Raw genomic sequence first — 23119 nt, 5'->3', positions numbered from 1 at the left:
GAACAAGGAGCCCCCGATGAGCCATTTCCTCGACCGCCTTTCGTACTTCTCGCAGCCCCGCGAGACCTTTGCCCAGGGCCATGGCGAAACCAATGGTGAAGACCGCACCTGGGAAGACGCCTACCGTGACCGCTGGGCACACGACAAGATCGTGCGCAGCACCCACGGCGTGAACTGCACGGGCTCCTGCTCGTGGAAGATCTACGTCAAGGGCGGCATCGTGACCTGGGAAACCCAGCAGACCGACTACCCCCGCACCCGGCCCGACCTGCCCAATCACGAACCCCGTGGCTGCGCACGCGGCGCCAGCTACAGCTGGTACCTGTACAGCGCCAACCGCGTGAAGTACCCCATGGTGCGCGGCCGCCTGCTCAAGCACTGGCGCGCCGCCATCGCCCTGGCCAAGAGCCCGGTGGACGCCTGGGCCAGCATCGTCGAGAACGATGCCTCCAAGCGCGAATGGCAAAAGCAGCGCGGCCTGGGCGGCTTTGTGCGCAGCACCTGGGACGAAGTCAACCAGATGATCGCTGCGGCCAACGTGTACACCATCAAGAAGCACGGCCCGGACCGCATCATCGGCTTCTCGCCCATCCCGGCGATGTCGATGATTTCGTATGCGGCGGGTTCGCGTTACCTGAGCCTCATCGGCGGCGTGTGCATGAGTTTTTACGACTGGTACTGCGACCTGCCCCCCAGCAGCCCGCAGACCTGGGGCGAGCAGACCGACGTGCCCGAGTCGGCCGACTGGTACAACAGCTCGTACATCATTGCCTGGGGCTCCAACGTGCCCCAGACGCGCACGCCGGATGCGCACTTCTTGACCGAGGTGCGCTACAAGGGCACCAAGGTGGTGTCCATCACGCCCGACTACTCCGAAGTCGCCAAGCTGGGCGATCTGTGGATGCATCCCAAGCAGGGCACCGACGCTGCCGTGGCGATGGCCATGGGCCATGTGATCCTGAAGGAGTTCTACTTCAAGGACGGCGGCAAGGGCCGCTCGGCGTACTTTGATGACTACGCACGCCGCTACACCGACCTGCCGCTCCTGGTGGTGCTGAAGGAAAAGACGCTGCCCGATGGCCGCACGGTGATGGTGCCCGACCGCTATGTGCGCGCCAGCGACTTTCCGAACAAGCTCGACCAGTCCAACAACCCCGACTGGAAGACCGTGGGCTACGACGAACTGGGCCAGGTCACGCTGCCCAATGGCTCCATCGGCTTCCGCTGGGGGGCCGACGGACGTGCCGACCAGGGCCTGTGGAACCTGGAGGACAAGGAAGCGCGCACCGGCAACACTGTCAAGCTCAAGCTTTCGGTGATCGAGGACGGCGCGCAGGCCCATGAAGTGGCTGATGTGGCCTTCCCGTACTTCGGCGGCGTGGCAACGCCCAACTTCACGGCCAACGAACAAGGCGGCGACGTGATGGTGCGCCGCGTGCCGGTGTCCCACCTGGAGCTGGCCGGGCACGAAGCCCAGGGCCGGGTGATGGTAGCCACCGTGTTCGACCTGCTGGCTGGCAACTACGGAATTGACCGGGGTCTGCCCGGCGAAGAGCAGGGCGTCACCTACGACAGCGACCGCCCCTACACGCCCGCCTGGCAAGAAAAGATCACCGGTGTGCCGCGCGATCAGATCATCACCGTGGCGCGCCAGTTTGCCGACAACGCCGACAAGACGCATGGCAAGTCCATGGTGATCATCGGCGCGGCCATGAACCACTGGTACCACAGTGACATGAACTACCGGGGCATCATCAACATGCTGATGCTGTGCGGCTGTATTGGCCAAAGCGGTGGCGGCTGGGCGCACTATGTGGGCCAGGAAAAACTGCGCCCACAGACGGGCTGGACGGCGCTGGCCTTTGCGCTGGACTGGATCCGCCCACCGCGCCAGATGAACAGCACGAGTTTCTTCTACGCCCACACCGACCAGTGGCGCTACGAGAAGCTGGGCATGGAGGAAATCCTCTCGCCCCTGGCTGACAAGAAGGCCTACCACGGCGCGCAGATCGACTACAACGTGCGCGCCGAGCGCATGGGCTGGCTGCCATCAGCGCCCCAGCTCAAGACCAACCCCATGCAGGTGGCCAAGGATGCCGCTGCAGCGGGTATGGACGCGAAGGATTACGTCGTCAAGTCTCTGAAGGACAGCACGCTCACGATGAGCTGCGAGGATCCGGACCATCCGTCCAACTGGCCGCGCAACATGTTCGTGTGGCGCTCCAACATCCTGGGCTCGTCGGGCAAGGGGCATGAATACTTCCTCAAGCACCTGCTGGGCACCACCCACGGCGTGCAGGGCAAGGACCTGGGTAAAGACGAAGCTAAGCCCGAGGAAGTGCAGTGGCACACCAACGCGCCCGAAGGCAAGCTGGACCTGCTGGTCACGCTCGACTTCCGCATGAGCACGACCTGCCTGTATTCGGACATCGTGCTGCCCACGGCCACCTGGTATGAAAAGAACGACCTCAACACCAGCGACATGCACCCCTTCATCCACCCCCTGTCCACGGCGGTGGACCCTGCCTGGCAGGCCAAGAGCGACTGGGAGATCTACAAGGGTTTCGCCAAGGCCGTGAGCGAGGTCAGCGTGGGCCATCTGGGTGTGGAGAAGGACGTGGTGCTCACGCCCATCATGCACGACACGGCGGGTGAAATGGCCCAGCCCTACGGCGTGCGCGACTGGAAGCGGGGCGAGTGCGAACTGATCCCCGGCAAGACGGCGCCGCAGGTCACCGTGGTCGAGCGCGACTACCCCAACCTCTACAAGCGCTTCACCGCCCTGGGCCCCTTGATGGACAAGGCAGGCAACGGCGGCAAGGGCATCGGCTGGAACACGCAGACCGAAGTCGGCCAATTGGGCGACCTGAACGGCCGTGTGAAGGAAGAGGGCGTGACGCAAGGCATGCCCCGCATCGTGACCGACATCGACGCCACCGAAGTGGTGATGATGCTGGCACCCGAAACCAACGGCCATGTGGCCTGCAAGGCCTGGGAAGCCCTGGGCAAGCAGACGGGCCGCGACCACGTGCACCTGGCGCTGCACCGCGAAGACGAGAAGATCCGCTTCCGCGATATCCAGGCGCAGCCGCGCAAGATCATCAGCTCGCCCACCTGGTCGGGCCTGGAAAGCGAGAAGGTCAGCTACAACGCGGGCTACACCAACGTGCACGAGTACATCCCATGGCGCACGCTCACGGGCCGCCAGCAGTTCTACCAGGACCACCCGTGGATGCGTGACTTCGGCGAAGGCTTTGTGAGCTACCGCCCACCGGTACACCTCAAGACGCTGGAAGAAGTCGAGGGCAAGAAGCCCAACGGCAACCGCGAGATCGCGTTGAACTTCATCACCCCGCACCAGAAGTGGGGCATCCACAGCACGTACAGCGACAACCTGATGATGCTCACGCTCAACCGGGGTGGCTCCGTGGTGTGGCTGAGCGAAGACGACGCCAAGGTTGCGGGCATCGTGGACAACGACTGGGTTGAACTTTTCAACGCCAACGGCGCCATTGCGGCCCGCGCGGTGGTGAGCCAGCGCGTGAACCCCGGCATGGTGATGATGTACCACTCGCAAGAGAAGATCATCAACACCCCTGGCTCCGAGATCACCGGCACCCGTGGCGGTATCCACAACTCGGTCACGCGCATCGTGCTCAAGCCCACCCACATGATTGGCGGCTACGCACAGTACAGCTACGGCTTCAACTACTACGGAACCATCGGCACCAACCGCGACGAGTTCGTGCTGGTGCGCAAGATGGACCGCGTGGACTGGCTCGACGATGAGCCTGTGTCCAGCACCGCAGCCCACGCCTGAAGCCAAGGAGAAACACGATGAAAATTCGCGCACAAATCGGCATGGTGCTGAACCTGGACAAGTGCATTGGTTGCCACACCTGTTCCGTCACCTGCAAGAACGTCTGGACCAGCCGCCCCGGGGTGGAATACGCCTGGTTCAACAACGTCGAAACCAAACCCGGCATCGGCTACCCCAAGGAATGGGAAAACCAGGACAAGTGGAATGGCGGCTGGGTGCGCAGCCCCGACGGCTCCATCGCGCCCCGCCAGGGCGGCAAGTGGAAGCTGCTCATGCGCATCTTCGCCAACCCCAACCTGCCGCAGATCGACGACTACTACGAGCCCTTCACGTTCGACTACGACCACCTGCAGTCCGCGCCTGAAACCAAGGCCGCACCCACGGCCCGCCCGCGCAGCCTGATCACCGGCAAGCGCATGGAGAAGATCGAGTGGGGCCCGAACTGGGAAGAAATCCTGGGCGGTGAGTTCAGCAAGCGCAGCAAGGACAAGAACTTCGACGATGTGCAAAAGGACATCTACGGCCAGTTCGAAAACACCTTCATGATGTACCTGCCGCGCCTGTGCGAGCACTGCCTGAACCCGGCGTGTGTGGCATCGTGCCCCAGCGGCTCGATCTACAAGCGCGAGGAAGACGGCATCGTGCTGATCGACCAGGACAAGTGCCGTGGCTGGCGCATGTGCGTCTCAGGCTGCCCCTACAAGAAGATCTACTACAACTGGCAGTCGGGCAAGGCCGAGAAGTGCATCTTCTGCTACCCCCGCATCGAGGCGGGCCAGCCCACGGTGTGCTCGGAAACCTGCGTGGGCCGCATCCGCTACCTGGGTGTGCTGCTGTATGACGCAGACCGCATCCAGGAAGCCGCCAGCGTGGAGCGCGACCGCGACCTGTACCAGGCCCAGCTCGACATCTTCCTGAACCCGAACGACCCCGATGTCATCAAGCAGGCCCGCATCGACGGCATCCCGGACAGCTGGATGGACGCCGCCCGCAACAGCCCCGTCTACAAGATGGCGGTGGACTGGAAGGTGGCCCTGCCGCTGCACCCCGAGTACCGCACGCTGCCCATGGTCTGGTATGTACCGCCCCTGTCGCCCATCACGGCTGCCGCCAATGCGGGCCATGTGGGCGTGAATGGCGAGATCCCCGACGTGTCGCAGCTGCGCATCCCCGTGCAGTACCTGGCCAACCTGCTCACCGCCGGTGATACAGGCCCTGTGGTGCGGGCGCTGGAGCGCATGCTGGCCATGCGCACCTACCAGCGCGACAAGCATGTGGAGCAGCGCCAGAACCTGTCGGTGCTCAAGCAGGCGGGCCTGTCGATGGCGGAGGTGGAGGAGATGTACCACGTGATGGCGATTGCCAACTACGAGGACCGCTTCGTCATCCCATCTGCCCACCGCGAATACGCCGAAAACGCGTTCGACATCCGGGGCGGCTGCGGCTTCTCGTTTGGCAACGGTTGCTCCGACGGCGCCACCGAGACCAGTATGTTCGGTGGCAAGAAGCCGCGGACCATCCCCATCAAAGCGACTGTTTGAGCGACACGGAAGGAATCACCATGTTCAAGAAGAACCCGACCTCCGTGCGCCTGACCCTGCGCGCCCTGGGCTACCTGCTGAGCTACCCCGATGCGCAGCTGCGCAGCGTGATGCCGCAGCTCATCGACGCTCTGCAGGCCGAGCAAGCCCTGACGGCCGAGCGCATGGAGGAGTTGAAGGTGGTGTGCGAGCACCTGGCTGCACTCGACCCGCTGGAAGCCGAAGCCCGCTACGTGGACAACTTTGATCGAGGCCGCCAGACCTCGCTGCACCTGTTCGAGCATGTGCACGGCGATTCGCGTGACCGGGGCCCGGCGCTCATCGACCTGTTGCAGACCTACGAGAAGGCAGGCCTGCAGTTCCAGGCAGAGGAGCTGCCCGACCACCTGCCGGTGGTGCTGGAGTTCGCCTCTACCCAGCCGCCCGAAGTGGCCAGGGAGTTTCTGGGCGAAATGGCCCACATCCTCAATGCGCTGTTCAGCGCCCTCGTGGCGCGCAACAGCCCCTACGCCAGTGTGATTGCCGCCGTGCTCGAAGTCTCGGGCCAGCGTGTGCAGTCGGTGGCGCTCACGCCCGAGCCGCCCATGGACGAGGTCTGGGCCGAGCCCGAAGCGTTTGGCGGTTGCAGCACCCAGGGCCAGTCCAAGCCCGACCAGCCGCAGCCCCTGCATTTTGTTCGTACCCCCCGCGCCGAGCGGGCACCCGAAGGAGTCTCAGCATGACCACCTGGCTTGACACCCTGCTGTTTGGCATCTATCCCTACATTTGCCTGGCCGTGTTCTTCATCGGCAGCTGGACGCGGTTTGACCGTGACCAGTACACCTGGAAGAGTGACTCGTCGCAGCTGCTGCGCACCGGCAGTCTGCGCTGGGGCAGCAACCTGTTCCACATCGGCGTGCTGTTCCTGTTCTTCGGCCACACGGTGGGCATGCTCACGCCGCACTTTCTGTATGAGCATTTCATGAGTGCAGGCGCCAAGCAGCTCATGGCCATGGTCTCCGGCGGGATCGCGGGCACGCTGGGCTTCATCGGCCTGTCCATCCTGCTGCACCGCCGCCTGTCGGACCCTCGCATCCGTGCCACGTCCAAGACCAGCGACATCCTGATTCTGGTGCTGCTGTGGCTGCAACTGGCACTGGGCCTGGCCACCATTCCGCTGTCGGCGCAGCATCTGGATGGCTCCATGATGATGAAGCTGGCCGAGTGGGGGCAACGGGTGGTGACCTTCCGCAGCGGCGGGGTGGAGCTGCTGGCCGAGGCGGGCTGGATTTTCAAGGCCCACATGTTCCTGGGCATGAGCATCTTCCTGGTCTTCCCCTTCACCCGTCTGGTGCATGTGTGGAGTGGATTTGGCACGCTGGCCTATGTGCTGCGCCCCTACCAGGTGGTGCGTGCGCGCCGCTTGAACCTGCCCCCAGGCCACATGCAGTCGCAAGACCGCCGCGCCTGAAATCCACCGACTATCAAGGAGCACACCATGAGCGGATGTGGAACCGGGAGCTGCGGATGCGGCTCCACTGACAGCGGCGTGGCGGCAGCACCTGCCAGCACGCTGACCCCGACGCAGGCTGCGGCCTACGAGGCCCTGGTGGCAACGATGGACGATGTGCCCCTGCAAGCCACCCTGGCACCACAAGCTGGCGCCATGGGGGGCGGTGGCTCGGTGGCGGCCGAGGTGGCACGTGTCAATGGCGTGGCCCTCAATGCCCCGCACGAGTCGCTGGACGAAGAGGCCCTGCGCCAGCGTGCGTGTACCGAGCTGCTGCGCCAGGCGGCGCAACAGGCGGGCCTTCTGCCCGCGAGCGATGTGCCGGGTGTTGAGGGGGCTATCAGCGTCCAGGCCTCCAATGCCATTGAGCAGTTGCTGGAGCGTGAGCTGGACCTCCCTGACCCTTCAGAAGAAGCCTGCCGCCGTTACCACGACGCCCACCCTGCGGCACACGCCCAGGGAGAGCGTGCCCAGCTGCGCCATGTGCTCTTTGCCGTGACGCCGGGGATAGATGTGAAGCAGTTGCGCCTGCGGGCCGAGGCCTTGCTGATTGAGCTGCGCTGCGCGGACGATGGCGGTGCCCAATTTGCCAAGGCAGCAGCCCAGTGGTCCAACTGCCCCAGTGGCCAGCAGGGCGGCGACCTGGGCTGGCTCACCCGCGCCGATTGCGCCCCCGAGTTCGCCCGCGAGGTGTTTGGCGGCGCCGAGATCGGCGTGCTGGCGCGCCTGGTGCACAGCCGCTTTGGCCTGCATGTGGTGGAGGTGGTGGCCCGTGACCCCGGGCAGCAGCCCTCGTTTGAGGAAGTGCGCCAGGCCATTGCGCTCACCCTGCGCCAGCAGGCCTGGGTGAATGCGTTGCGCCAATATTTGCAGCTGCTGGCGGGCGCCGCCGTGGTCGAAGGGGTGGCGCTGGACGCGGCCGACACTCCGCTCGTACAGTAGTTGCTCCACACACCACCGTTATCTGATTGCCTGCCCATGCCCGACGAGTTGCTGGACCGCTTGCGCCGCTTCCATGACGACGCTTTCCCCCAGTATCGCCAGCAGTTCCAGGCGCTGGTGGACGAAGGGCAGCATCCCACCACCTTGTTCATCGGGTGTTCCGACTCCCGCCTGGTGCCCTATCTGCTGACTGGTGCGGGGCCGGGCGAGCTGTTTCTGGTGCGCAATGTGGGGGCGTTCATCCCGCCGTACGACGGGTCGCATGGCCACCATGGCACCACGGCGGCCATCGAGTTCGCGGTGCTCAACCTGCAGGTGCGCCGCATCGTGGTGTGCGGCCACAGTCACTGTGGGGCCATCAAGGCGATGTATGGTGAGGTGTCGCCCGAGGCCCCCAACCTCAACCGCTGGCTGGACCTGGGGCGCGAGGCACTGTTGCCCATGCAGCCGGGTCCCGAAGTATTGCGCCGCACCGAGCAGCGCGCGGTGGTGCTGCAGCTGGAGCGCCTCATGGAGTACCCCATGGTGCGCAGCCGGGTGCAGTCGGGCCAGATCAGCCTGCACGGTTGGCACTATGTGATCGAGGACGGCGAAGTGCATGTGTTCGATGTCCAGACCGGTGGATTTGTGCCCGCTTCGCAGTCGGACCACAGCGGCACCGGCCCCTACCAGCCCTACGTGGAGCATGATGGGCAGGTGCTGGTGGACGAGTGAGCGGCTACCGACTTGCCATGGCGCTGCATTCGGAGTGGAATGAGCGCTCCTTGACGGAACGCAACCCCGTTTCAGCCTGAAACCCAAATCATCGGCCCCCATGAAACGCGAACCCCAGCCCCCACTCAACCCCACCTCGTCCCTGCAGCCCATCAGCCTGGATGTGTTGCGGGAGAAATACCTCAAACCCGGCGAAACCACGGCCGACGAGCTGTACCAGCGCGTGGCACGGGCCCTGGCCTCGGTCGAAAAACCCGAGCTGCGCGAAAAGTACGAGGCCCTGTTCCTCGCCAACCTGAAGGCGGGCGCCATCGGCGCAGGCCGCATCATGAGCGCAGCGGGCACCGACATCCAGGCCACCCTCATCAACTGCTTTGTGCAGCCCGTGGGTGACTGCATCCAGGGCGTGGATGACGAAGGCTTTCCGGGCATCTACGAAGCGCTGCGCGAGGCGGCCGAGACCATGCGCCGTGGCGGGGGCGTGGGCTACGATTTCTCCCGCATCCGTCCCAAGGGCGCACAGGTGAAGGCCACCGCCTCCATGGCATCGGGGCCGTGCAGCTACATGAACGTGTTCGACCAGTCCTGCTCCACCGTGGAGAGCGCTGGCGCACGCCGGGGTGCGCAGATGGGCGTGCTGCGCATCGACCACCCCGATGTGCACGAGTTCATCACCGCCAAGCGCACGCCAGGCCGCTGGAACAATTTCAATGTGTCGGTGGGTGTGTCGGACGAGTTCATCCAGGCCGTGCAGAACAACGCACCGTGGGAGCTGGTGCACAAGGCCCGCCCCGGCACCGCCCTGCTGGCCCAGGGCGCTCGCCAGCGCGCCGATGGCCTGTGGGTCTACGTCACCGTGGCCGCGCGCGAGCTGTGGGACACGATCATGAAGTCGGCCTACGACTTTGCCGAGCCTGGCATCCTGTTCCTGGGGCGCATCAACGAAGACAACAACCTGCATTACTGCGAAGACATTGCGGCGACCAACCCCTGCGGAGAGCAGCCGCTGCCGTCCTATGGCTGCTGTGACCTGGGCCCCATCATCCTCACCCGCTTTGTGCGGCACCCCTTTGGTTTTGGCGGTGTGGCCGCGTTTGACTTTGACGCATTCACCCAAGCCGTGGCACTGCAGGTGCGCGCACTCGACAATGTGCTCGATGTGACCTACTGGCCGCTGCCGCAGCAGCGCGACGAGGCCATGGCCAAGCGCCGTATTGGCGTGGGCTTTACCGGCATGGGCAACACGCTGGCCATGTTGTGCCTGCGCTACGACTTGCCCGAGGGCCGCACCATGGCCGCGCGCATTGCCGAGTGCATGCGCGACGCAGCGTATGCCGCATCGGTGGATCTGGCGCGCGAGAAAGGTGCGTTTCCAAAGTTCGATGCGCGGGGCTACCTGGCGGAAGGCACGTTTGCGAGCCGGCTGCCCGAATCGCTCAAGACCGCGATCCACCAGCACGGCATCCGCAACAGCCACCTGTTGTCCATCGCGCCCACCGGCACCGTGAGCCTGGCCTTCGCCGACAATGCCTCCAATGGCATCGAGCCGCCGTTCTCGTGGATGTACAAGCGCAAGAAGCGCGAGTCCGACGGCAGCACCACCGAATACGCTGTGGAAGACCATGCCTGGCGCCTGTACCGCGAGCTGGGCGGGGATGTGGAGGCGTTGCCGGACTACTTCGTCTCGGCCCTGGCCATGCCGGCCGAAGGCCACATCGCCATGATGGAAGCCGTGCAGCCTTTTGTGGACACGGCCATCTCCAAGACCGTCAACATTCCCGCGGACTACCCCTACGAAGGGTTCAAGGACCTGTACCTGCAGGCCTGGCGCGCCAAGCTCAAGGGCCTGGCCACCTACCGGCCCAACAGCATTCTGGGTTCGGTGCTCGAAACCCATGCGGAACCTGCGCCTGCACCCGCTGCGGCGCCTGTGGTGCCACCCGCACCCCCGGTGGACCCCATGCGCACCGTGATCGAAAGCCGTCCGCAAGGGGGCCTTTCAGCGGTGGCTGAGAAGCTTGAATACTGGACGCAGGAAGGCCACAAGACCCTGTACCTCATCGTGTCCTTCCTGCCCGTGCCCACGGGCGTGGGCAACGGTACGGTGGACCGCGCCATCGAGTTCTTCATGCCGGTGGGCCAGAGCGGCGAGTCGCAGCAGTGGATCACGTCCAGCATGCGCATGCTGTCGCTCGCAGCGCGCGGCGGTTTTCTGGAGCGGGCGCTGTCCGACATGCGCAAGGTCGCCTGGGACCGTGGCCCGGTGCGCCTGGGCACCCACCGCAAGGACGACGGCACGCTGGTGCCCATGTGGCACGACTCCGAAGTGGCGGCCATGGCCTATGCCATCCAGAACATCCTGGCGCGCCGCGTGGCCGACCCGGTGCAGCAGCAACTGCCGCTGGACGAGCCCGCCCCGCTGCCCGTGGCCGTGCCCCAGGCCATGGCGGGCAAGAAGTGCAGCGAATGTGGCGCCCATGCGGTCATCCGCAAGGACGGCTGCGACTACTGCACGCAGTGTGGGCACCTGGGGAGCTGTGGATGAATGGTCGGGCTCGGCATCGGCCTTCCCGGCACACACGGTAAGCATTGGAAGGATTCCCCATGTCTGTCATTCCCTGGCCGTTGAACCCTTCGTCTCGCGCGCAGCCTGCTGCGGCGCGGGCCAGTGCGCCTGACGATGTGGCCGGGCTGGCGGCGGCGTTGATCCAGTCACGCCAGACCATCCTGCCCAAGCGCCTGGGCGGGCCCGGCCCCAATGCGGCCGAGCTGGCGCAGATCCTCCAGGCCGCAGCCCACGCGCCAGACCATGGCCAGCTGCTGCCCTGGCGCTTCATCCTGGTGCCGCAGGCCGCGCGTCCGTCGCTGGCCGATGTGTTTGCGCAGGCCCTGCTGGAGCGCGACTCTGCCGCCACCCCCGAGCAGGCCGAGCAGGCACGCGAGAAGGCGTACCGCTCCCCGGTGTTGCTTTTGGCGGTGGTAGATGCCGAGCGAGGCGACGCCGAGATTGATCTGGCCGAGCGCACCGTCTCTGCCGGCTGTGCCGTGCAGAACATGCTACTGATGGCCACCGCGCAGGGCTACGGTTCGGCACTGACCAGCGGCAAGGCGCTGAAGGCGCCGAGCCTGCGGGCCTTGTTTCAACTGGCGGCCTCCGAGCAGGCCTTGTGTTTCATCAGCATCGGCACCGTGTTGTCGCGCAAGGCGGTGCGCGCACGCCCTGCGGCAGGCGCCTATGTGAGCACACTGGATGCCAAGCGGGGCGTGGTGCCTGGATTTTGAAGCGCGCTGGTGGCCCCCACCTTTCATTGATTGCGAGACCTTTTCATGGATATTTCCAGTTTTGACGACCTGCTGCAGGCTGCGCGCATGCAACCCGAGCCGCAGCGCCTGCTGTTCGTCTTCGCGGCGGTGGAGCTGCCCGACGACGCCACCCCGGCGCAGCGCGCGCGCTTCGAGGCCGGGCAGGGCGGTGCCCTGGTGCCGCTGATGTGTGTGGACAAGACGCCGCAGGAACTGCCATCGTTCGACGCACTGGTGACCGAGGCCCGCCAGTTCACCGCCCCCGGCCACGACTGGGCCATCGTGTTTGCGGCGGCGATGTCCGGCACGCTGAACCAGGCGCCCAGCAGCGCCGATGCCGAGGCGCCCTTGCAGCGCATGGTGGATGCGATCAAGGGTGGGGCGCATGGGGCGTTCATTCCGTTTGACCGCCAGGGCCACCCTGTGCGGTTTGGCTGAGGCCTGCCATGGCACAGGCGTCCGTACCTGCGTCCGCATCCACATCTGTTGCTGCGCCAAAGCATCTGCCCGGCTTCAGCGCACCGGCCGTGGGCTTTGAGCAGCCTTTTGCCATGCTGGAGGCCTGCCACGAGCGCGTGCAACGCACGCTGGGTTTGCTGGGCCGCTTGCGTGAGCATGTGCGAAAGCAGGGCGTTGACAACGATGCCCGCCAGGCCGCGCGGGATGTACTGCGTTATTTCGACATCGCAGCACCGCTGCACCACCAGGACGAAGAACTGCATGTGTTCCCCCTGCTGCTCGCCCAGGCCACGCCCGAGGTCCGGGCGCTGGTCACGCGCCTGCTGCACGACCACGTGGCCATGACCACCGACTGGGCAGCGGCCCGGGCCGGGCTGCAAGGGTTGCTGGATGAAAGCGCCACCGGCTTCACGCCCCAGGACGAGGCCGCGCTGGACCGTTTTGCCATGCGGTATGACGCCCACATCGCCGCCGAAGAAGGCGTGGCCTATCCTGCTGCTGCCGCTTTGCTGCCGCCCGCGTCCCTTGCGGCGATGGGGCAGGAGATGGCTGCGCGGCGGGGTGCGATCTGATTGCTATTAAAAATATAGCTGAAAGCGCATATTCGACTAGCGCAAGAGGCCGCTAGGGCTGAAATTTGGCGCCAGCTGCCCCCAGGGACTGCTTGGCGCACGGTGCCACGCGGCCGTTGCCCGGTGGCGATGCCAGCCGTTCCGTCTGGGCAGCGCCTTGGCGGCTGCAGGGCCAGCGGCTCGCGCGATACTGCGGGGTTGCGCGACCCGCCGCGCCTGTTTGCTTGCCTGCCTGCCGTTTCCCGTATGCGCCCCCTCTTTATTGTTCGCACCCTGGCCACCCTGGCCTTGGCGTGTGCCGCTGCCGCTGCCTGTGTGGCCCTGCAGACCCCGCTGCCCTGGATGATCGGCCCACTGCTGGCTACTTCTGTCGTGTCGATGGCCGGCGGCCCCACCGAAAGCTGGGGCCCGCTGCGCAACGCCGGGCAATGGACCATTGGCGCCGCGCTGGGCCTGTATTTCACGCCCCAGGTGGTCGCGCTGATCGGCGGCCTGTGGTGGGCCATCGTGCTGGGCATTGCGTGGGCGCTGTTCTTGGGCTGGCTGTTTGGCGCCTGGCTCTACCGTGTGCACGCGCCCCGCATGCACGGTGTTCCTGCGCCGATGCTGCGCGCCACCAGCTACTTTGCCGGCGCGATTGGGGCAGCGTCCGAGATGACCTTGTTGTCCGAGCGCGAAAACGCACGCACCGACCTGGTGGCCGCCAGCCACAGCCTGCGGCTGCTGATCGTTACGGTGACCATTCCGTTCGCGCTGCAGTTCAGCGGCCTGCACGGCCTCGATATCCTGCCGCCCACGCTGCGGGTGGTGAACTGGTCGGGGCTGGCGCTGATGGCGCTGCTGACCGGTGCGGGGGCGCTGCTGATGGACCGGCTGGGCCGCGCCAACCCCTGGTTCATGGGGGCGATGCTGGTGTCCATGGGCCTGACCATGGCGGGCCAGAGCCTGTCAGCAGTGCCCCAGGGCATGGTCAATGCAGCGCAGCTCGTGATCGGGGTGAGCCTGGGCGTGCGGTTTCGCGCGGAGTTCTTGCACACCGCGCCGCGTTGGCTGGCGTCGGTGGCGCTGGGCACGGTGGCGTTGATGGGCGTGTGCGCACTGTTTGCCGGTGCCCTGGCCTGGGCGACGGGGCTGCCCTGGGTCACCTTGCTGCTGGGCACTTCGCCCGGCGGCATCACCGAGATGGCCATCACGGCCAAGGTGCTGCAGCTGGGGGTGCCCGTGGTGACGGCGTTCCAGGTGTGCCGGCTGATTGCGGTGCTGATGCTGGTGGACCCGCTGTACCGAAAAATTTACCCGCCTCCCGGGACCTGATGCCTCGCAGCGGCCGATTGTGGTGGGTGGGGCCACGGCCTCCCGCACAATCAGGGTCCATGGCGATGCGTTCGCCCATACAACCATCTTGCGCGCGGCCCTGGACGGCTGCATATCCTGACCATGAGCATCAAGTACAACTTGGGCGGCCGCCCTCCACAGAGTCTTCAGACCCAGCAATCGGCATTGTTCGAACAGGCTCTGCGCTTGCACCAGCAGGGGCAGTTGGCACAAGCCAATCAAATTTACAACGCTATCCTGCAGGCCAATTCGCGCCATTTTGGCGCCTTGCACATGCTCGGCGTTCTGGCGTACCAGACGGGGCACCACCAGGCTGCATGTGACTTGATGGCGCAAGCGATTGCACAGCAGCCAAAGGACCCCGCGCCCCATGTCAATCGCGGGCTTGCTTTGGGTGCATTGGGACTGCGCGAGGAGGCGCTGGCGCATTTTGATCGTGCCATTGCCCTGCGCGCTGATTTCGCCGAGGCCCATGTCAACCGCGGAAAGACACTGGTGGAGTTGGGGCGGGTTCCAGAGGCCCTCCAGAGTTACGATCTGGCCATCGCAACCCAACCCCGGATGGCAGCCGCCCACAACAACAAGGGAACCGCGCTTCGGACGCTGGAGCGGTTGGATGAGGCCTTGGAGTGCTACCAGCGGGCGTGTGCGCTGGATGGCAACTATGTTGATGCGCTGCTGAACATGGCAACGCTGCACGCGGCACTTGGCCAGGCAGATGAGGCGCTGGCTGGCTTCGACCAGTTGCTCGCGCTGCAACCTCAACACGCCCAAGCCCACAACGGCAAGGGCGCGATCCTGGCGCAGAAGGAGCAGTGGGCGTTGGCGGTACCGCACTTCCAGGCCGCCATTCAGTCGGACGAGAAGCTGGTGTCAGCACACAAGAATCTGGGGCAGGCATTGCATGCGCTGGCCCAGTATGCCCAGGCCGTGCCTGTATTGCGAAAGGCTGCAGAGCTGCAACCCGATGACCTGGACATCCTTGCCTTGCTGGCCGTCGCGCAGACCGATGCAGGGCAGTTTGCCGACGCGCTTGGCACATACGACTTGGCCATCTGGATGGCCCCGGACAGGCCTGGCTTGTACTTCAACCGCGCGGGTCTCCACGTACGATTTAACAGACATGCGCAGGCGCTGGCAGACTTCATGGCGGCGTCCGATATGCAGCCGGACAACCAGCATTTGTTCGGCTGGATTGCGAACAGCCGTGTTCACGCGTGCGACTGGAGCGGGCTGTCTGCCGATTTGAAGCGCTGCGAAGAAAGTATTCGTGCTGGGGAAAACAATGTGCCGCCTTTTGTGGCGTTGTCGTTGTTTGACGCCCCCGCATTGCAGATGCAGGCTGCTATCAATCGCGTAGCGGCAGACTTCCCGGAAAACCATTCTCTGGGCGCCATTTCTCAACGTGCGCCCTCTCAAAAAATCCGCGTGGGCTACTATTCCGCAGATTTTTACGGCCATGCGACTGCATTCCTCATGGCGGAGCTTTTTGAAAAGCACGACCGGCAGCGTTTTGAGTGGTTCGCGTTTTCCTACGGGCCGAATGTCCAGGACTCAATGCGAGAACGCCTGGCCGCCAGCTTCGATCACTTTATCGACGTGCGTGAGCACAGAGACATTGATGTTGCCCGCATGTCCAGAGAGTTGGGCATAGATATCGCCGTCGATCTGAAGGGCTTCACAACAGACCAGCGCTTTGGAATTTTTTCCCATCGCTGTGCTCCCGTGCAGGTCAGTTACCTGGGATATCCGGGAACGACAGGGGCGCCTTATATGGACTACGTCGTGGCCGACAGGGTGGTCATTCCGGAAAAGGAGAGAGAGTTCTTTACCGAGAAGGTGGTGTACCTGCCGCACAGCTACCAAGTCAATGACGCGAAGCGCAGAATCAGTGACAGGGTGTTCACGCGTGAGGAACTGGGGCTTCCAAGCAGTGGTTTCGTATTTTGTTGCTTCAACAACAATTACAAGATTCGTCCCCCGGTTTTCGACAGCTGGATGCGCATCCTGCAAGCGGTGCCGGGCAGTGTCTTGTGGCTCTTCGAAGGCAATGCCAGCGTCATGGACAACCTGCGCGCAGAGGCGCAGTCCAGGGGTATAGCCGGTGATCGCCTGGTGTTTGCCCCGCGCATGCCGTTGGACGATCACTTGGCGCGGCACCGCTTGGCCGACCTGTTCCTTGATACCTTGCCGTACAACGCCCACACCACTGCGAGTGACGCGCTCTGGGCAGGCCTGCCAGTCCTGACGCGGGCAGGCCAATCGTTCGCGGCGCGAGTGGCCGCCAGTCTGCTGCAGGCGGTAGGAATGCCGGAGTTGGTGACCCACACTGCAGAGGAATATGAAGCGCTCGCCATTGCGCTGGCGCAGGACCCTGTCCGGTTGCAGGCGCTGCGCGACAAACTGGATGCGGAAAAAAACCAAGCCCCGCTATTCAACGCAAAACAGTTTGCGAGTGACATTGAGGCGGCGTATCTGGCAATGCACGCGCGTTGTGTGCAAGGCCTGCGTCCCGATCACATCGAGATATGAGTGGCTGGTAGCCGCCCCCGAGCGACGGGGGCGGGACTCGAAGCTCCAGCTTTCAGTGCACCACCACCGGGTTCTGCGCCAGGCCCGCGTAGCGGTCCAGTGCGTCTTCCACTTCTTCCTGGGTGGGCGTGTCGCGCTGCCAGGCCAGGATCTGTTCCTGGAACATCTCGGCCCAGGAACCGTCCAGGTAGACCTCTTTGCCGGAGCGCTTGTCCACGATTTCAAAACCATGGCGCGCAAGCTGGGGAACGGCGGGGGCGGTGTCGTTGAGCACCTGGGCGCTCTTTTTCTCCACGGCATCGGGCAGCATATGGACCACCACGAAGGATTCTGAGTCGTAGAGCATGTGCATCGTGTTCCCCTTGTCGATATAGATGTCAGATGACAGCGGGTGCGCAGAGTTCAAGGGCCCCGGGCCAAGCCACGGCTTTTGTCCCCTGCTGCGTTGCAGTATTTCATGAAAAACGGAGCACGCCGGGTTCGCGGGGCTTTTTTGCCCGGATGGCGTATGGGCGCAACACTCCGTGCGGCGCGAGCCATCGGAGGCAGTGCTTTGAACAGGTTCTCAGGGTGGGCTGCTGGCGCGCAGCAGCAGGTCGGCGAAATCGCCGTTGGCCTGGGTGAGCTTGATGCGCACGGGCAGATAACCCAGCCCCGGCGCCACCCAGAGTTCGGCCTTCTGGTCGTAGTCCTTGCGGGGCAGGCGCAGCAGCTTGAGGGCAGGCGTGGGCCCGGCGGGCAGGTCCAGGGTTTCGGGGCCTTCCACGGTGAAGGTCCAGCGGTCGGCGCTGCGGGCGCTCACCGTGGTCAGCGTGATCTGGGTGCCGGGCACAAAGCGGCCTGGGTCTGCAGCCAGTAGGGCGCCCAGCTGGATGAACAGGCTCAGGCGGTCCTGCACGCCCGGCCCTGCCGCCGCGTCGGGCGTGTTGGCGCTGAAGGTGACACGGCCCTTGGCGTAGTCGAAATGGGCGGCCTGCTCGCTGCGGGATTTGTCAGAGAACTTTTCGGGCAGCAGCCCCTGCGCTGTGACCGTGCCCACGCTGCGCTGCGTGCGGGTACCCACCAGGAAGGCACTGATCTCCTGGCGCGCTTCGTAGCGATTGCCGTCGTGCTGCCACAGCAGTTCGGCCCGGGCGCTGTAGGCGAACTTTTTGGCCTGGCCGCTCACATCAAACGCGAGGCGCGTGGGGGCAGGCATGCGCACGGGCGGCGGTGGGGCGCTGGCACTGCGGCCGGTGCCTCCGGGCGGGCGGATGTCCACGCCCGTGCCGGGCTGGGCGTCTTCAGCCGGGGGCTCTGGGGGGGCGGCCGGTGCCGATGCCGCAGGCGCGGGCGCCGGGGCGGCGTCGTTGGCAGGCGTCTCAGGGGTTGCGCTGGCCACGGTGGTTGCGGCACCAGGGTCCGCAGGCGCGCCGGCTTCCGTGACAGGGGCGGCCGCCAGTGGCGCCTCGGGACGGTCTGGAGCGACAGGGGTTGGTGGGCGCTTGGGGGTGGGCGCCTTTTTACGGGCCGGGGGCTGCGGTGCGGCGACGGGCGCGGCGGTCACGCCGGAGGGCGCAACGGCTGGTGGGGGCGGTGCGGGCGCGATGCTGCGCGTGCTGAACACCTGGCTGGACGGCTGTGCAGGGCTGTCCCAGGCCAGGGGCACGCCGCTGAGCACCAGCCAGTGCAGGGCCAGCACCAGGGCCGTGATGAAAACCAGCGCGCGCCGTGGCATCTGCTCGCTGCTTGTGTGTGCGGGTACGGGGCCGTCAGGCGGTGCCTGCGCCCAGGTCGCTGGACAGCTGGGCTGCGGCCGCGCGCAGCGGCGCATCAATGGCGCCGCCCCATTCGGGGTCAAAGGTGGCGATGGATCCCAGCGTGGTGATGCCCAGCTCCAGGTGACCGTCGGCATCGAAAACCGGCGCGCAGAAGGCGACGATGCCCGGCAGCAGCGTGTCCACCACGCGCGCCGCGCCGCGCTCGCGCACCTTAGCGAGCAGTGCGTTCACTTCGGCCATGGTCGCGGGCAGGTCGGTGCGGCGCATCTTCACGGCGCGGGCCAGCTCCTCTTTGAGCAGCGGCGCCACCACCTCGGGCGACATGAAGGCCGCAAAACACCGGCCCGTGGCCGACGACAGCAGCGGCATCACGTCGCCCAGGCGCAGATTGGCGGTGACGGCCTGGGGCGATTCCTCCCAGTGCACGATGGTGGGGCCGTGGTTGCCCCACACGGCCAGCGCCAGCGTGTGGCCGATGGTTTCCATGAGCGCGGGCATGCGTTCGCGGGCCAGGCGCACGCCATCGAGCCGTGTCAGCGAGGCCAGCCCCAGCTTGAGTGCAGCCGGGCCCAGGTCATAGCGCGCGGTGCGGGGGTCTTGCGAGACTAGGCCCAGGCGCTGAAAGCTCACCAGATACCGGTGCGCCTTGGCCGCGCTCATGCCCGCCGAGGCGGCCACATCCTTGAGCATCAGCGGTCCGCGCGAGCGGGTCAGCCCCTCCAGCAGGGCAAAACCGACCTCGACCGATTGAATTCCTGCACGTTCTTTGTCCATGTGCACTAAAATTTGCGAGTTTTGTTTAGTTAAATCAATTTACCCAAGCGTAATTTTCGCTAGCGGTGCCCATCAACCCTTCTGAGACAAAGGTCCTGCCACCATGAAACTCGCTACCTACAAAGACGGCTCGCGCGACGGCCAACTGGTTGTCGTCTCCCGCGACCTGGGCACGGCCCATTATGCGACCGGCATTGCCAGCAAGATGCAGCAGGTGCTGGACGACTGGGGCTTCATCTCGCCCCAGCTGCAGGACCTGTACGACCAGCTCAACAGCGGCCGCGCGCGCCACGCCTTCCCCTTCGACCCCGCCCAGTGCATGGCCCCGTTGCCCCGCGCCTACCAGTGGGCCGACGGCTCGGCCTACATCAACCACGTTGAACTGGTGCGAAAAGCGCGCAACTCCGAAGTGCCCGAAAGCTTCTACACCGACCCCCTGATGTACCAGGGCGGCAGCGACGACTTCATCGGCCCCTGCGACGATGTCGTGGTGCCCAGCGAAGCCATGGGCATCGACTTCGAGGCCGAGATCGCCGTCATCACCGGCGACGTGAAGATGGGCACCACCGCCGACCAGGCGCTGGACGGCATCCGCCTGGTGATGATTGCCAACGACGTGAGCCTGCGCAACCTGATCCCGGCCGAGCTGGCCAAGGGTTTCGGTTTCTTCCAGAGCAAGCCCGCCACCGCCTTCGGCCCCGTGGCCGTCACACTGGACGAGCTGGGCGACGCCTGGGACCACGGCCGCGTCAACCTCACCGTGCAGTCCACCTGGAACGGCCGCAAGGTCGGCATGTGCGACGCGGGCCCCGAAATGACCTTCCACTTCGGCCAGCTCATTGCCCACATCGCCAAGACGCGCAACGTGCGCGCCGGCTCCATCGTGGGCAGCGGCACCGTCAGCAACAAAGGCGTGGAGCAGAACGGCCGCATGGAATGGCCCAAGGGCTACAGTTGCATCGCCGAAAAGCGCTGCATCGAAACCATCCAGGACGGCAAGCCCAGCACCGACTTCATGAAGTTTGGCGACACCATCCGCATCGAGGTCAAGGGCAAGGACGGCGCCAGCATTTTTGGTGCCATCGACCAGACCATTGCCGCACCGGCCGCCTGAGGCCCCGCAGAGCAAAATTTGAATAAAAACGGCTGTATGCGCTAGAGGAACATGCGCTTGCAGCTATCAAATTAATAGTATCAAGGAGACAACCCCATGCAACGCCGTACCCTCTTGTCCGCCCTGGCCGCCGCAGGCGCTACTACCGCCGCGCCCTGGGCCGCCGCCCAGTCCGCCTGGCCCGACCAGCCCCTGCGCTGGGTGGTGCCATACCCCGCCGGTGGCGGCACCGACGTGCTGGCCCGCACCGTGGCCGAAGCCATGCGCCAGACGCTGGGCCAGCAGATCGTGGTGGACAACCGCCCTGGCGCCTCCACCAACATCGGCGGCCAGATGGTGGCCACGGCCAAGCCCGACGGCAACACCTTCATGTCGGCCGACAACGCCATCCTGGCCTACAACGAACACCTGTTCACCAAGCTGCCGTTCAACCCTGAAAAGGACTTCACCTACGTGGGCGGCATCAGCCGCTTTCCGCTGGCGCTGGTGGTGCACCCGGCGTTTGAAGCCAGGACGGTGAAGGAATTCCTCGCCTACGCGCGCGCCAACCCCGGCAAGCTCAACTACGCATCGCCGGGCAATGGTTCGCCACACCACCTGGCGATGGAGATGTTCAAGAACCGCACCAAGACCTTCCTCACCCACATCCCCTACCGCGGCGCGGCGCCCGCGCTGCAGGACGTGATGGGTGGCCAGGTGCCCTGCATGTTCCTGGACCTGGCCGCTGGGCTTCCCGTCATCACCTCGGGCAAGGTGCGTGCGCTGGCGATTGGCTCGGCCAAGCGCGTGGCCGCGCTGCCCGACGTGCCCACCTTGGCCGAAGCCGGTGTGCCCAACACCGAAGTGTTTGCGTTCCAGGGCATCCTGGCGCCCGCCGGTCTGCCCGCTGCGATCACGGCGCGCCTGAACGGCGACCTGAACAAGGCCCTGCTCAACCCCGCCGTGGTCAAGCGCATGGCCGACTTCGGCATGGAAGCCCTGCCCGGCACGCCCGAGCAGTTCCGCGCCATGGCACGCTCCGAGTCCAAGCGCTGGGGCGAGATCATCAAAGCGGCAGGCGTGAAACTCGACTGACCCCCCTGAGCGGCTGCGCCGCTTCCCCCCAGGGGGACGCACCCGGTGGCCTGGCAAAGCCAGTTCCACGGGGGCACTCGCTTGGCGGCGCGCCCTCTGCGGAGGGTGCAGCGGTGTTTCTTACTCCGGCAGGTGGCACACCGCCTCGATGTTGTTGCCCTCGGGGTCGATGACAAACGCGCCGTAATAGTGGGGGTGGTAGTCGGGCCGCAGGCCCGGGGCGCCGTTGTCTTGGCCCCCGGCTTCGATGGCGGCGCGGTAGAAGGCATCGACCTGGGCCCGCGTGGTGGCCCGCCACGCCAGGTGGCAGCCCGTGGTGGCGGGCGGGCCGCCGTAGGGCGAGGGGCCGTCGATGAACCACACATCCGCCTTCTTGCCGTCGGGCTCGGACGGAGCCGGGTAGGCATAGCCCAGCATGTTCGAGCCGTAGTTGCCTTCAAAACACAGGCTGTAGCCCAAAGGCGCGAGGGCAGCGGTGTAGAACGCCTTGGTGCGGGCGATGTCGGTGACACGGAAGGTCATGTGGTCCAGCATGGGAGGTCTCCTCGGGTTGTGGTGCCCTGATTTATACCTGAAAGACTGTTTATAAATACAGTATTTTTCAGCCCGACACACAATCTGCCGCGCGGGTGGTGCTACGCCCCCTGCGTGGCCCGCAGGTCTTCAGGCCCACCCCTCCAGCACCAGCTTGCCCCGCGCCTTGCCGCTCTCGATCAGCGCATGTGCGCGCTTCAGATTCTCGGCATTGATCGTTCCAAAGCGCTGGTCCAGCGTCGTGCGAATCAGCCCCGCATCCACCAGCTGCGCCACCTCGGTCAGCAGCCGGTGCTGGCCGATCATGTCGGCGGTGCCGAACAGTGCGCGGGTGAACATCAGCTCCCAGTGCACCGACACCGACTTGCGCTTGAACTTCGTCACGTCGAGCGACACCGGGTCATCGATCAGCGCGAACTGGCCCTGCGGCGCGATGACCTCAACGATCTGGTCGAAGTGCGCGTCGGTCTGCGTGAGGCTCACGACGATGTCCACCGTGGGGTGGCCGATGCGGGCCAGCTCTTGTGTGAGCGGCTGGCTGTGGTCGATGACGTGGTGGGCGCCCAGGTCGCGCACCCACTGCTGCGTTTCGGGGCGCGATGCGGTGCCGATGATCGTGAGGCTGGTGAGCCGCGCCGCCAGCTGCGTGAGGATGGAGCCCACGCCGCCGCTCGCGCCAATGATGAGCAGGGTCTTGTGGGTGGGCTGCTTGCCAGGGGCCACACCCAGGCGGTCAAACAGCAGCTCCCACGCGGTGATGGTGGTCAGCGGCAGCGCGGCGGCTTCGGCAAAGTCGAGCGATTGGGGGGCATGGCCCACGATGCGTTCATCCACCAGGTGCAGTTCGCTGTTAGTGCCCTGGCGTGCGATGGAGCCCGCGTACCAGACGCGGTCGCCGGGCTGGAACAGCGTCACATCGGGGCCCACGGCGCGGACGATGCCGCTGGCGTCCCAGCCCAGCACCTTGTAGTCGGGCCCGTCGCCGCTGCGTGAGCTGCTTTTGCGCACTTTCGTGTCCACGGGGTTGACCGAAACGGCGTGCACTTCCACCAGCAGATCGCGGCCCGTGGCCACCGGGTCGGGCAGGGTGATGTCGAGCAGCGACTCGGGGTGGTCGATGGGGTGGGCGGTTTGGTAGCCAACGGATTTCATGATG

General features: G+C 65.4%; 19 protein-coding genes. 14 read left to right on the top strand and 5 right to left on the bottom strand.

Going from position 1 to position 23119, the window contains the following annotated elements:
- Window positions 1-16 precede the first annotated feature (16 nt).
- From ATF69_RS05750 to ATF69_RS05695, 12 genes are all read left to right on the top strand, one after another.
- On the top strand, window positions 17-3820 hold the full coding sequence (locus ATF69_RS05750; RefSeq protein ID WP_146870177.1) for a nitrate reductase subunit alpha: 3804 nt from the start codon (window positions 17-19) through the stop codon (window positions 3818-3820).
- A gap of 17 nt (window positions 3821-3837) precedes the next feature.
- Window positions 3838-5361 (top strand): nitrate reductase subunit beta, encoded by a 1524-nt coding sequence (gene narH, locus ATF69_RS05745; protein ID WP_056745774.1) that lies wholly within the window; start codon window positions 3838-3840, stop codon window positions 5359-5361.
- Window positions 5362-5381: 20 nt separating this feature from the next.
- The gene (gene narJ / locus ATF69_RS05740) at window positions 5382-6083 is read left to right on the top strand and encodes a nitrate reductase molybdenum cofactor assembly chaperone (protein ID WP_146870176.1); all 702 of its coding nucleotides are present in this window, start codon (window positions 5382-5384) and stop codon (window positions 6081-6083) included.
- Window positions 6080-6811, top strand: coding sequence for a respiratory nitrate reductase subunit gamma (narI, locus tag ATF69_RS05735; RefSeq protein WP_146870175.1), 732 nt, complete (start codon window positions 6080-6082; stop codon window positions 6809-6811). Before narJ ends, narI begins: the two co-directional genes overlap by 4 nt.
- Before the next feature lie 147 nt (window positions 6812-6958).
- Window positions 6959-7792, top strand: a complete 834-nt coding sequence (locus ATF69_RS05730; RefSeq protein ID WP_425291768.1) for a peptidylprolyl isomerase — start codon at window positions 6959-6961, stop codon at window positions 7790-7792.
- A gap of 36 nt (window positions 7793-7828) precedes the next feature.
- Window positions 7829-8506 (top strand): carbonic anhydrase, encoded by a 678-nt coding sequence (locus tag ATF69_RS05725; RefSeq protein ID WP_015012284.1) that lies wholly within the window; start codon window positions 7829-7831, stop codon window positions 8504-8506.
- Between the two features lie 100 nt (window positions 8507-8606).
- On the top strand, window positions 8607-11051 hold the full coding sequence (locus ATF69_RS05720; RefSeq protein WP_146870174.1) for an adenosylcobalamin-dependent ribonucleoside-diphosphate reductase: 2445 nt from the start codon (window positions 8607-8609) through the stop codon (window positions 11049-11051).
- Between the two features lie 59 nt (window positions 11052-11110).
- Window positions 11111-11788 (top strand): nitroreductase family protein, encoded by a 678-nt coding sequence (locus tag ATF69_RS05715; RefSeq protein WP_208758693.1) that lies wholly within the window; start codon window positions 11111-11113, stop codon window positions 11786-11788.
- Between the two features lie 45 nt (window positions 11789-11833).
- Window positions 11834-12247, top strand: a complete 414-nt coding sequence (locus ATF69_RS05710) for a ribonucleotide reductase subunit alpha (protein ID WP_146870173.1) — start codon at window positions 11834-11836, stop codon at window positions 12245-12247.
- 8 nt (window positions 12248-12255) lie between these two features.
- Window positions 12256-12840, top strand: a complete 585-nt coding sequence (locus tag ATF69_RS05705) for a hemerythrin domain-containing protein (RefSeq protein ID WP_146870172.1) — start codon at window positions 12256-12258, stop codon at window positions 12838-12840.
- Window positions 12841-13086: 246 nt separating this feature from the next.
- The gene (locus ATF69_RS05700; RefSeq protein ID WP_146870171.1) at window positions 13087-14154 is read left to right on the top strand and encodes an AbrB family transcriptional regulator; all 1068 of its coding nucleotides are present in this window, start codon (window positions 13087-13089) and stop codon (window positions 14152-14154) included.
- Window positions 14155-14277: 123 nt separating this feature from the next.
- Window positions 14278-16707: a tetratricopeptide repeat protein gene (locus tag ATF69_RS05695; protein ID WP_146870170.1), complete on the top strand. Its 2430-nt coding sequence runs from the start codon at window positions 14278-14280 to the stop codon at window positions 16705-16707.
- A gap of 52 nt (window positions 16708-16759) precedes the next feature.
- Here ATF69_RS05695 and ATF69_RS05690 read toward each other — a convergent pair whose 3' ends face one another.
- From ATF69_RS05690 to ATF69_RS05680, 3 genes are all read right to left on the bottom strand, one after another.
- Window positions 16760-17059, bottom strand: a complete 300-nt coding sequence (locus tag ATF69_RS05690) for a BTH_I0359 family protein (RefSeq protein ID WP_055392879.1) — start codon at window positions 17057-17059, stop codon at window positions 16760-16762.
- Window positions 17060-17272: 213 nt separating this feature from the next.
- A complete protein-coding gene (locus tag ATF69_RS05685) occupies window positions 17273-18424 on the bottom strand; it encodes a DUF3108 domain-containing protein (RefSeq protein ID WP_146870169.1) in 1152 nt (383 codons plus the stop codon).
- A 34-nt stretch (window positions 18425-18458) separates the two neighbouring features.
- Window positions 18459-19241, bottom strand: coding sequence for an IclR family transcriptional regulator (locus tag ATF69_RS05680; RefSeq protein ID WP_146870168.1), 783 nt, complete (start codon window positions 19239-19241; stop codon window positions 18459-18461).
- Between the two features lie 103 nt (window positions 19242-19344).
- On the opposite strand from ATF69_RS05680, the gene ATF69_RS05675 reads away from it, so the two are divergent.
- On the top strand, window positions 19345-20355 hold the full coding sequence (locus tag ATF69_RS05675) for a fumarylacetoacetate hydrolase family protein (protein WP_108499870.1): 1011 nt from the start codon (window positions 19345-19347) through the stop codon (window positions 20353-20355).
- A gap of 96 nt (window positions 20356-20451) precedes the next feature.
- A complete protein-coding gene (locus ATF69_RS05670; RefSeq protein ID WP_146870167.1) occupies window positions 20452-21429 on the top strand; it encodes a Bug family tripartite tricarboxylate transporter substrate binding protein in 978 nt (325 codons plus the stop codon).
- Between the two features lie 120 nt (window positions 21430-21549).
- Here ATF69_RS05670 and ATF69_RS05665 read toward each other — a convergent pair whose 3' ends face one another.
- Complete coding sequence (locus tag ATF69_RS05665) at window positions 21550-21963, bottom strand: VOC family protein (protein WP_056745754.1); 414 nt, start codon at window positions 21961-21963, stop codon at window positions 21550-21552.
- Between the two features lie 129 nt (window positions 21964-22092).
- Entirely contained in the window at window positions 22093-23115 is a 1023-nt protein-coding gene (locus tag ATF69_RS05660; protein WP_146870166.1) for a zinc-binding alcohol dehydrogenase family protein, read from the bottom strand.
- Between the last annotated feature and the right edge of the window lie 4 nt (window positions 23116-23119).

Source organism: Acidovorax delafieldii, from assembly GCF_007993815.1.
Classification (GTDB): domain Bacteria; phylum Pseudomonadota; class Gammaproteobacteria; order Burkholderiales; family Burkholderiaceae_C; genus Acidovorax; species Acidovorax delafieldii.
This window is presented reverse-complemented; position numbering and strand designations above follow the sequence as displayed.

Excerpts from the sequence above, each read along its gene's own strand:
- ATF69_RS05750 (WP_146870177.1), top strand. The coding sequence starts at position 17 with ATGAGCCATTTCCTCGACCGCCTTTCGTACTTCTCGCAGCCCCGCGAG.
- narH (WP_056745774.1), top strand. The coding sequence starts at position 3,838 with ATGAAAATTCGCGCACAAATCGGCATGGTGCTGAACCTGGACAAGTGC.
- narJ (WP_146870176.1), top strand. The coding sequence starts at position 5,382 with ATGTTCAAGAAGAACCCGACCTCCGTGCGCCTGACCCTGCGCGCCCTG.
- narI (WP_146870175.1), top strand. The coding sequence starts at position 6,080 with ATGACCACCTGGCTTGACACCCTGCTGTTTGGCATCTATCCCTACATT.
- ATF69_RS05730 (WP_425291768.1), top strand. The coding sequence starts at position 6,959 with ATGGACGATGTGCCCCTGCAAGCCACCCTGGCACCACAAGCTGGCGCC.
- ATF69_RS05725 (WP_015012284.1), top strand. The coding sequence starts at position 7,829 with ATGCCCGACGAGTTGCTGGACCGCTTGCGCCGCTTCCATGACGACGCT.
- ATF69_RS05720 (WP_146870174.1), top strand. The coding sequence starts at position 8,607 with ATGAAACGCGAACCCCAGCCCCCACTCAACCCCACCTCGTCCCTGCAG.
- ATF69_RS05715 (WP_208758693.1), top strand. The coding sequence starts at position 11,111 with ATGTCTGTCATTCCCTGGCCGTTGAACCCTTCGTCTCGCGCGCAGCCT.
- ATF69_RS05710 (WP_146870173.1), top strand. The coding sequence starts at position 11,834 with ATGGATATTTCCAGTTTTGACGACCTGCTGCAGGCTGCGCGCATGCAA.
- ATF69_RS05705 (WP_146870172.1), top strand. The coding sequence starts at position 12,256 with ATGGCACAGGCGTCCGTACCTGCGTCCGCATCCACATCTGTTGCTGCG.
- ATF69_RS05700 (WP_146870171.1), top strand. The coding sequence starts at position 13,087 with ATGCGCCCCCTCTTTATTGTTCGCACCCTGGCCACCCTGGCCTTGGCG.
- ATF69_RS05695 (WP_146870170.1), top strand. The coding sequence starts at position 14,278 with ATGAGCATCAAGTACAACTTGGGCGGCCGCCCTCCACAGAGTCTTCAG.
- ATF69_RS05690 (WP_055392879.1), bottom strand. The coding sequence starts at position 17,059 with ATGCACATGCTCTACGACTCAGAATCCTTCGTGGTGGTCCATATGCTG.
- ATF69_RS05685 (WP_146870169.1), bottom strand. The coding sequence starts at position 18,424 with ATGCCACGGCGCGCGCTGGTTTTCATCACGGCCCTGGTGCTGGCCCTG.
- ATF69_RS05680 (WP_146870168.1), bottom strand. The coding sequence starts at position 19,241 with ATGGACAAAGAACGTGCAGGAATTCAATCGGTCGAGGTCGGTTTTGCC.
- ATF69_RS05675 (WP_108499870.1), top strand. The coding sequence starts at position 19,345 with ATGAAACTCGCTACCTACAAAGACGGCTCGCGCGACGGCCAACTGGTT.
- ATF69_RS05670 (WP_146870167.1), top strand. The coding sequence starts at position 20,452 with ATGCAACGCCGTACCCTCTTGTCCGCCCTGGCCGCCGCAGGCGCTACT.
- ATF69_RS05665 (WP_056745754.1), bottom strand. The coding sequence starts at position 21,963 with ATGCTGGACCACATGACCTTCCGTGTCACCGACATCGCCCGCACCAAG.
- ATF69_RS05660 (WP_146870166.1), bottom strand. The coding sequence starts at position 23,115 with ATGAAATCCGTTGGCTACCAAACCGCCCACCCCATCGACCACCCCGAG.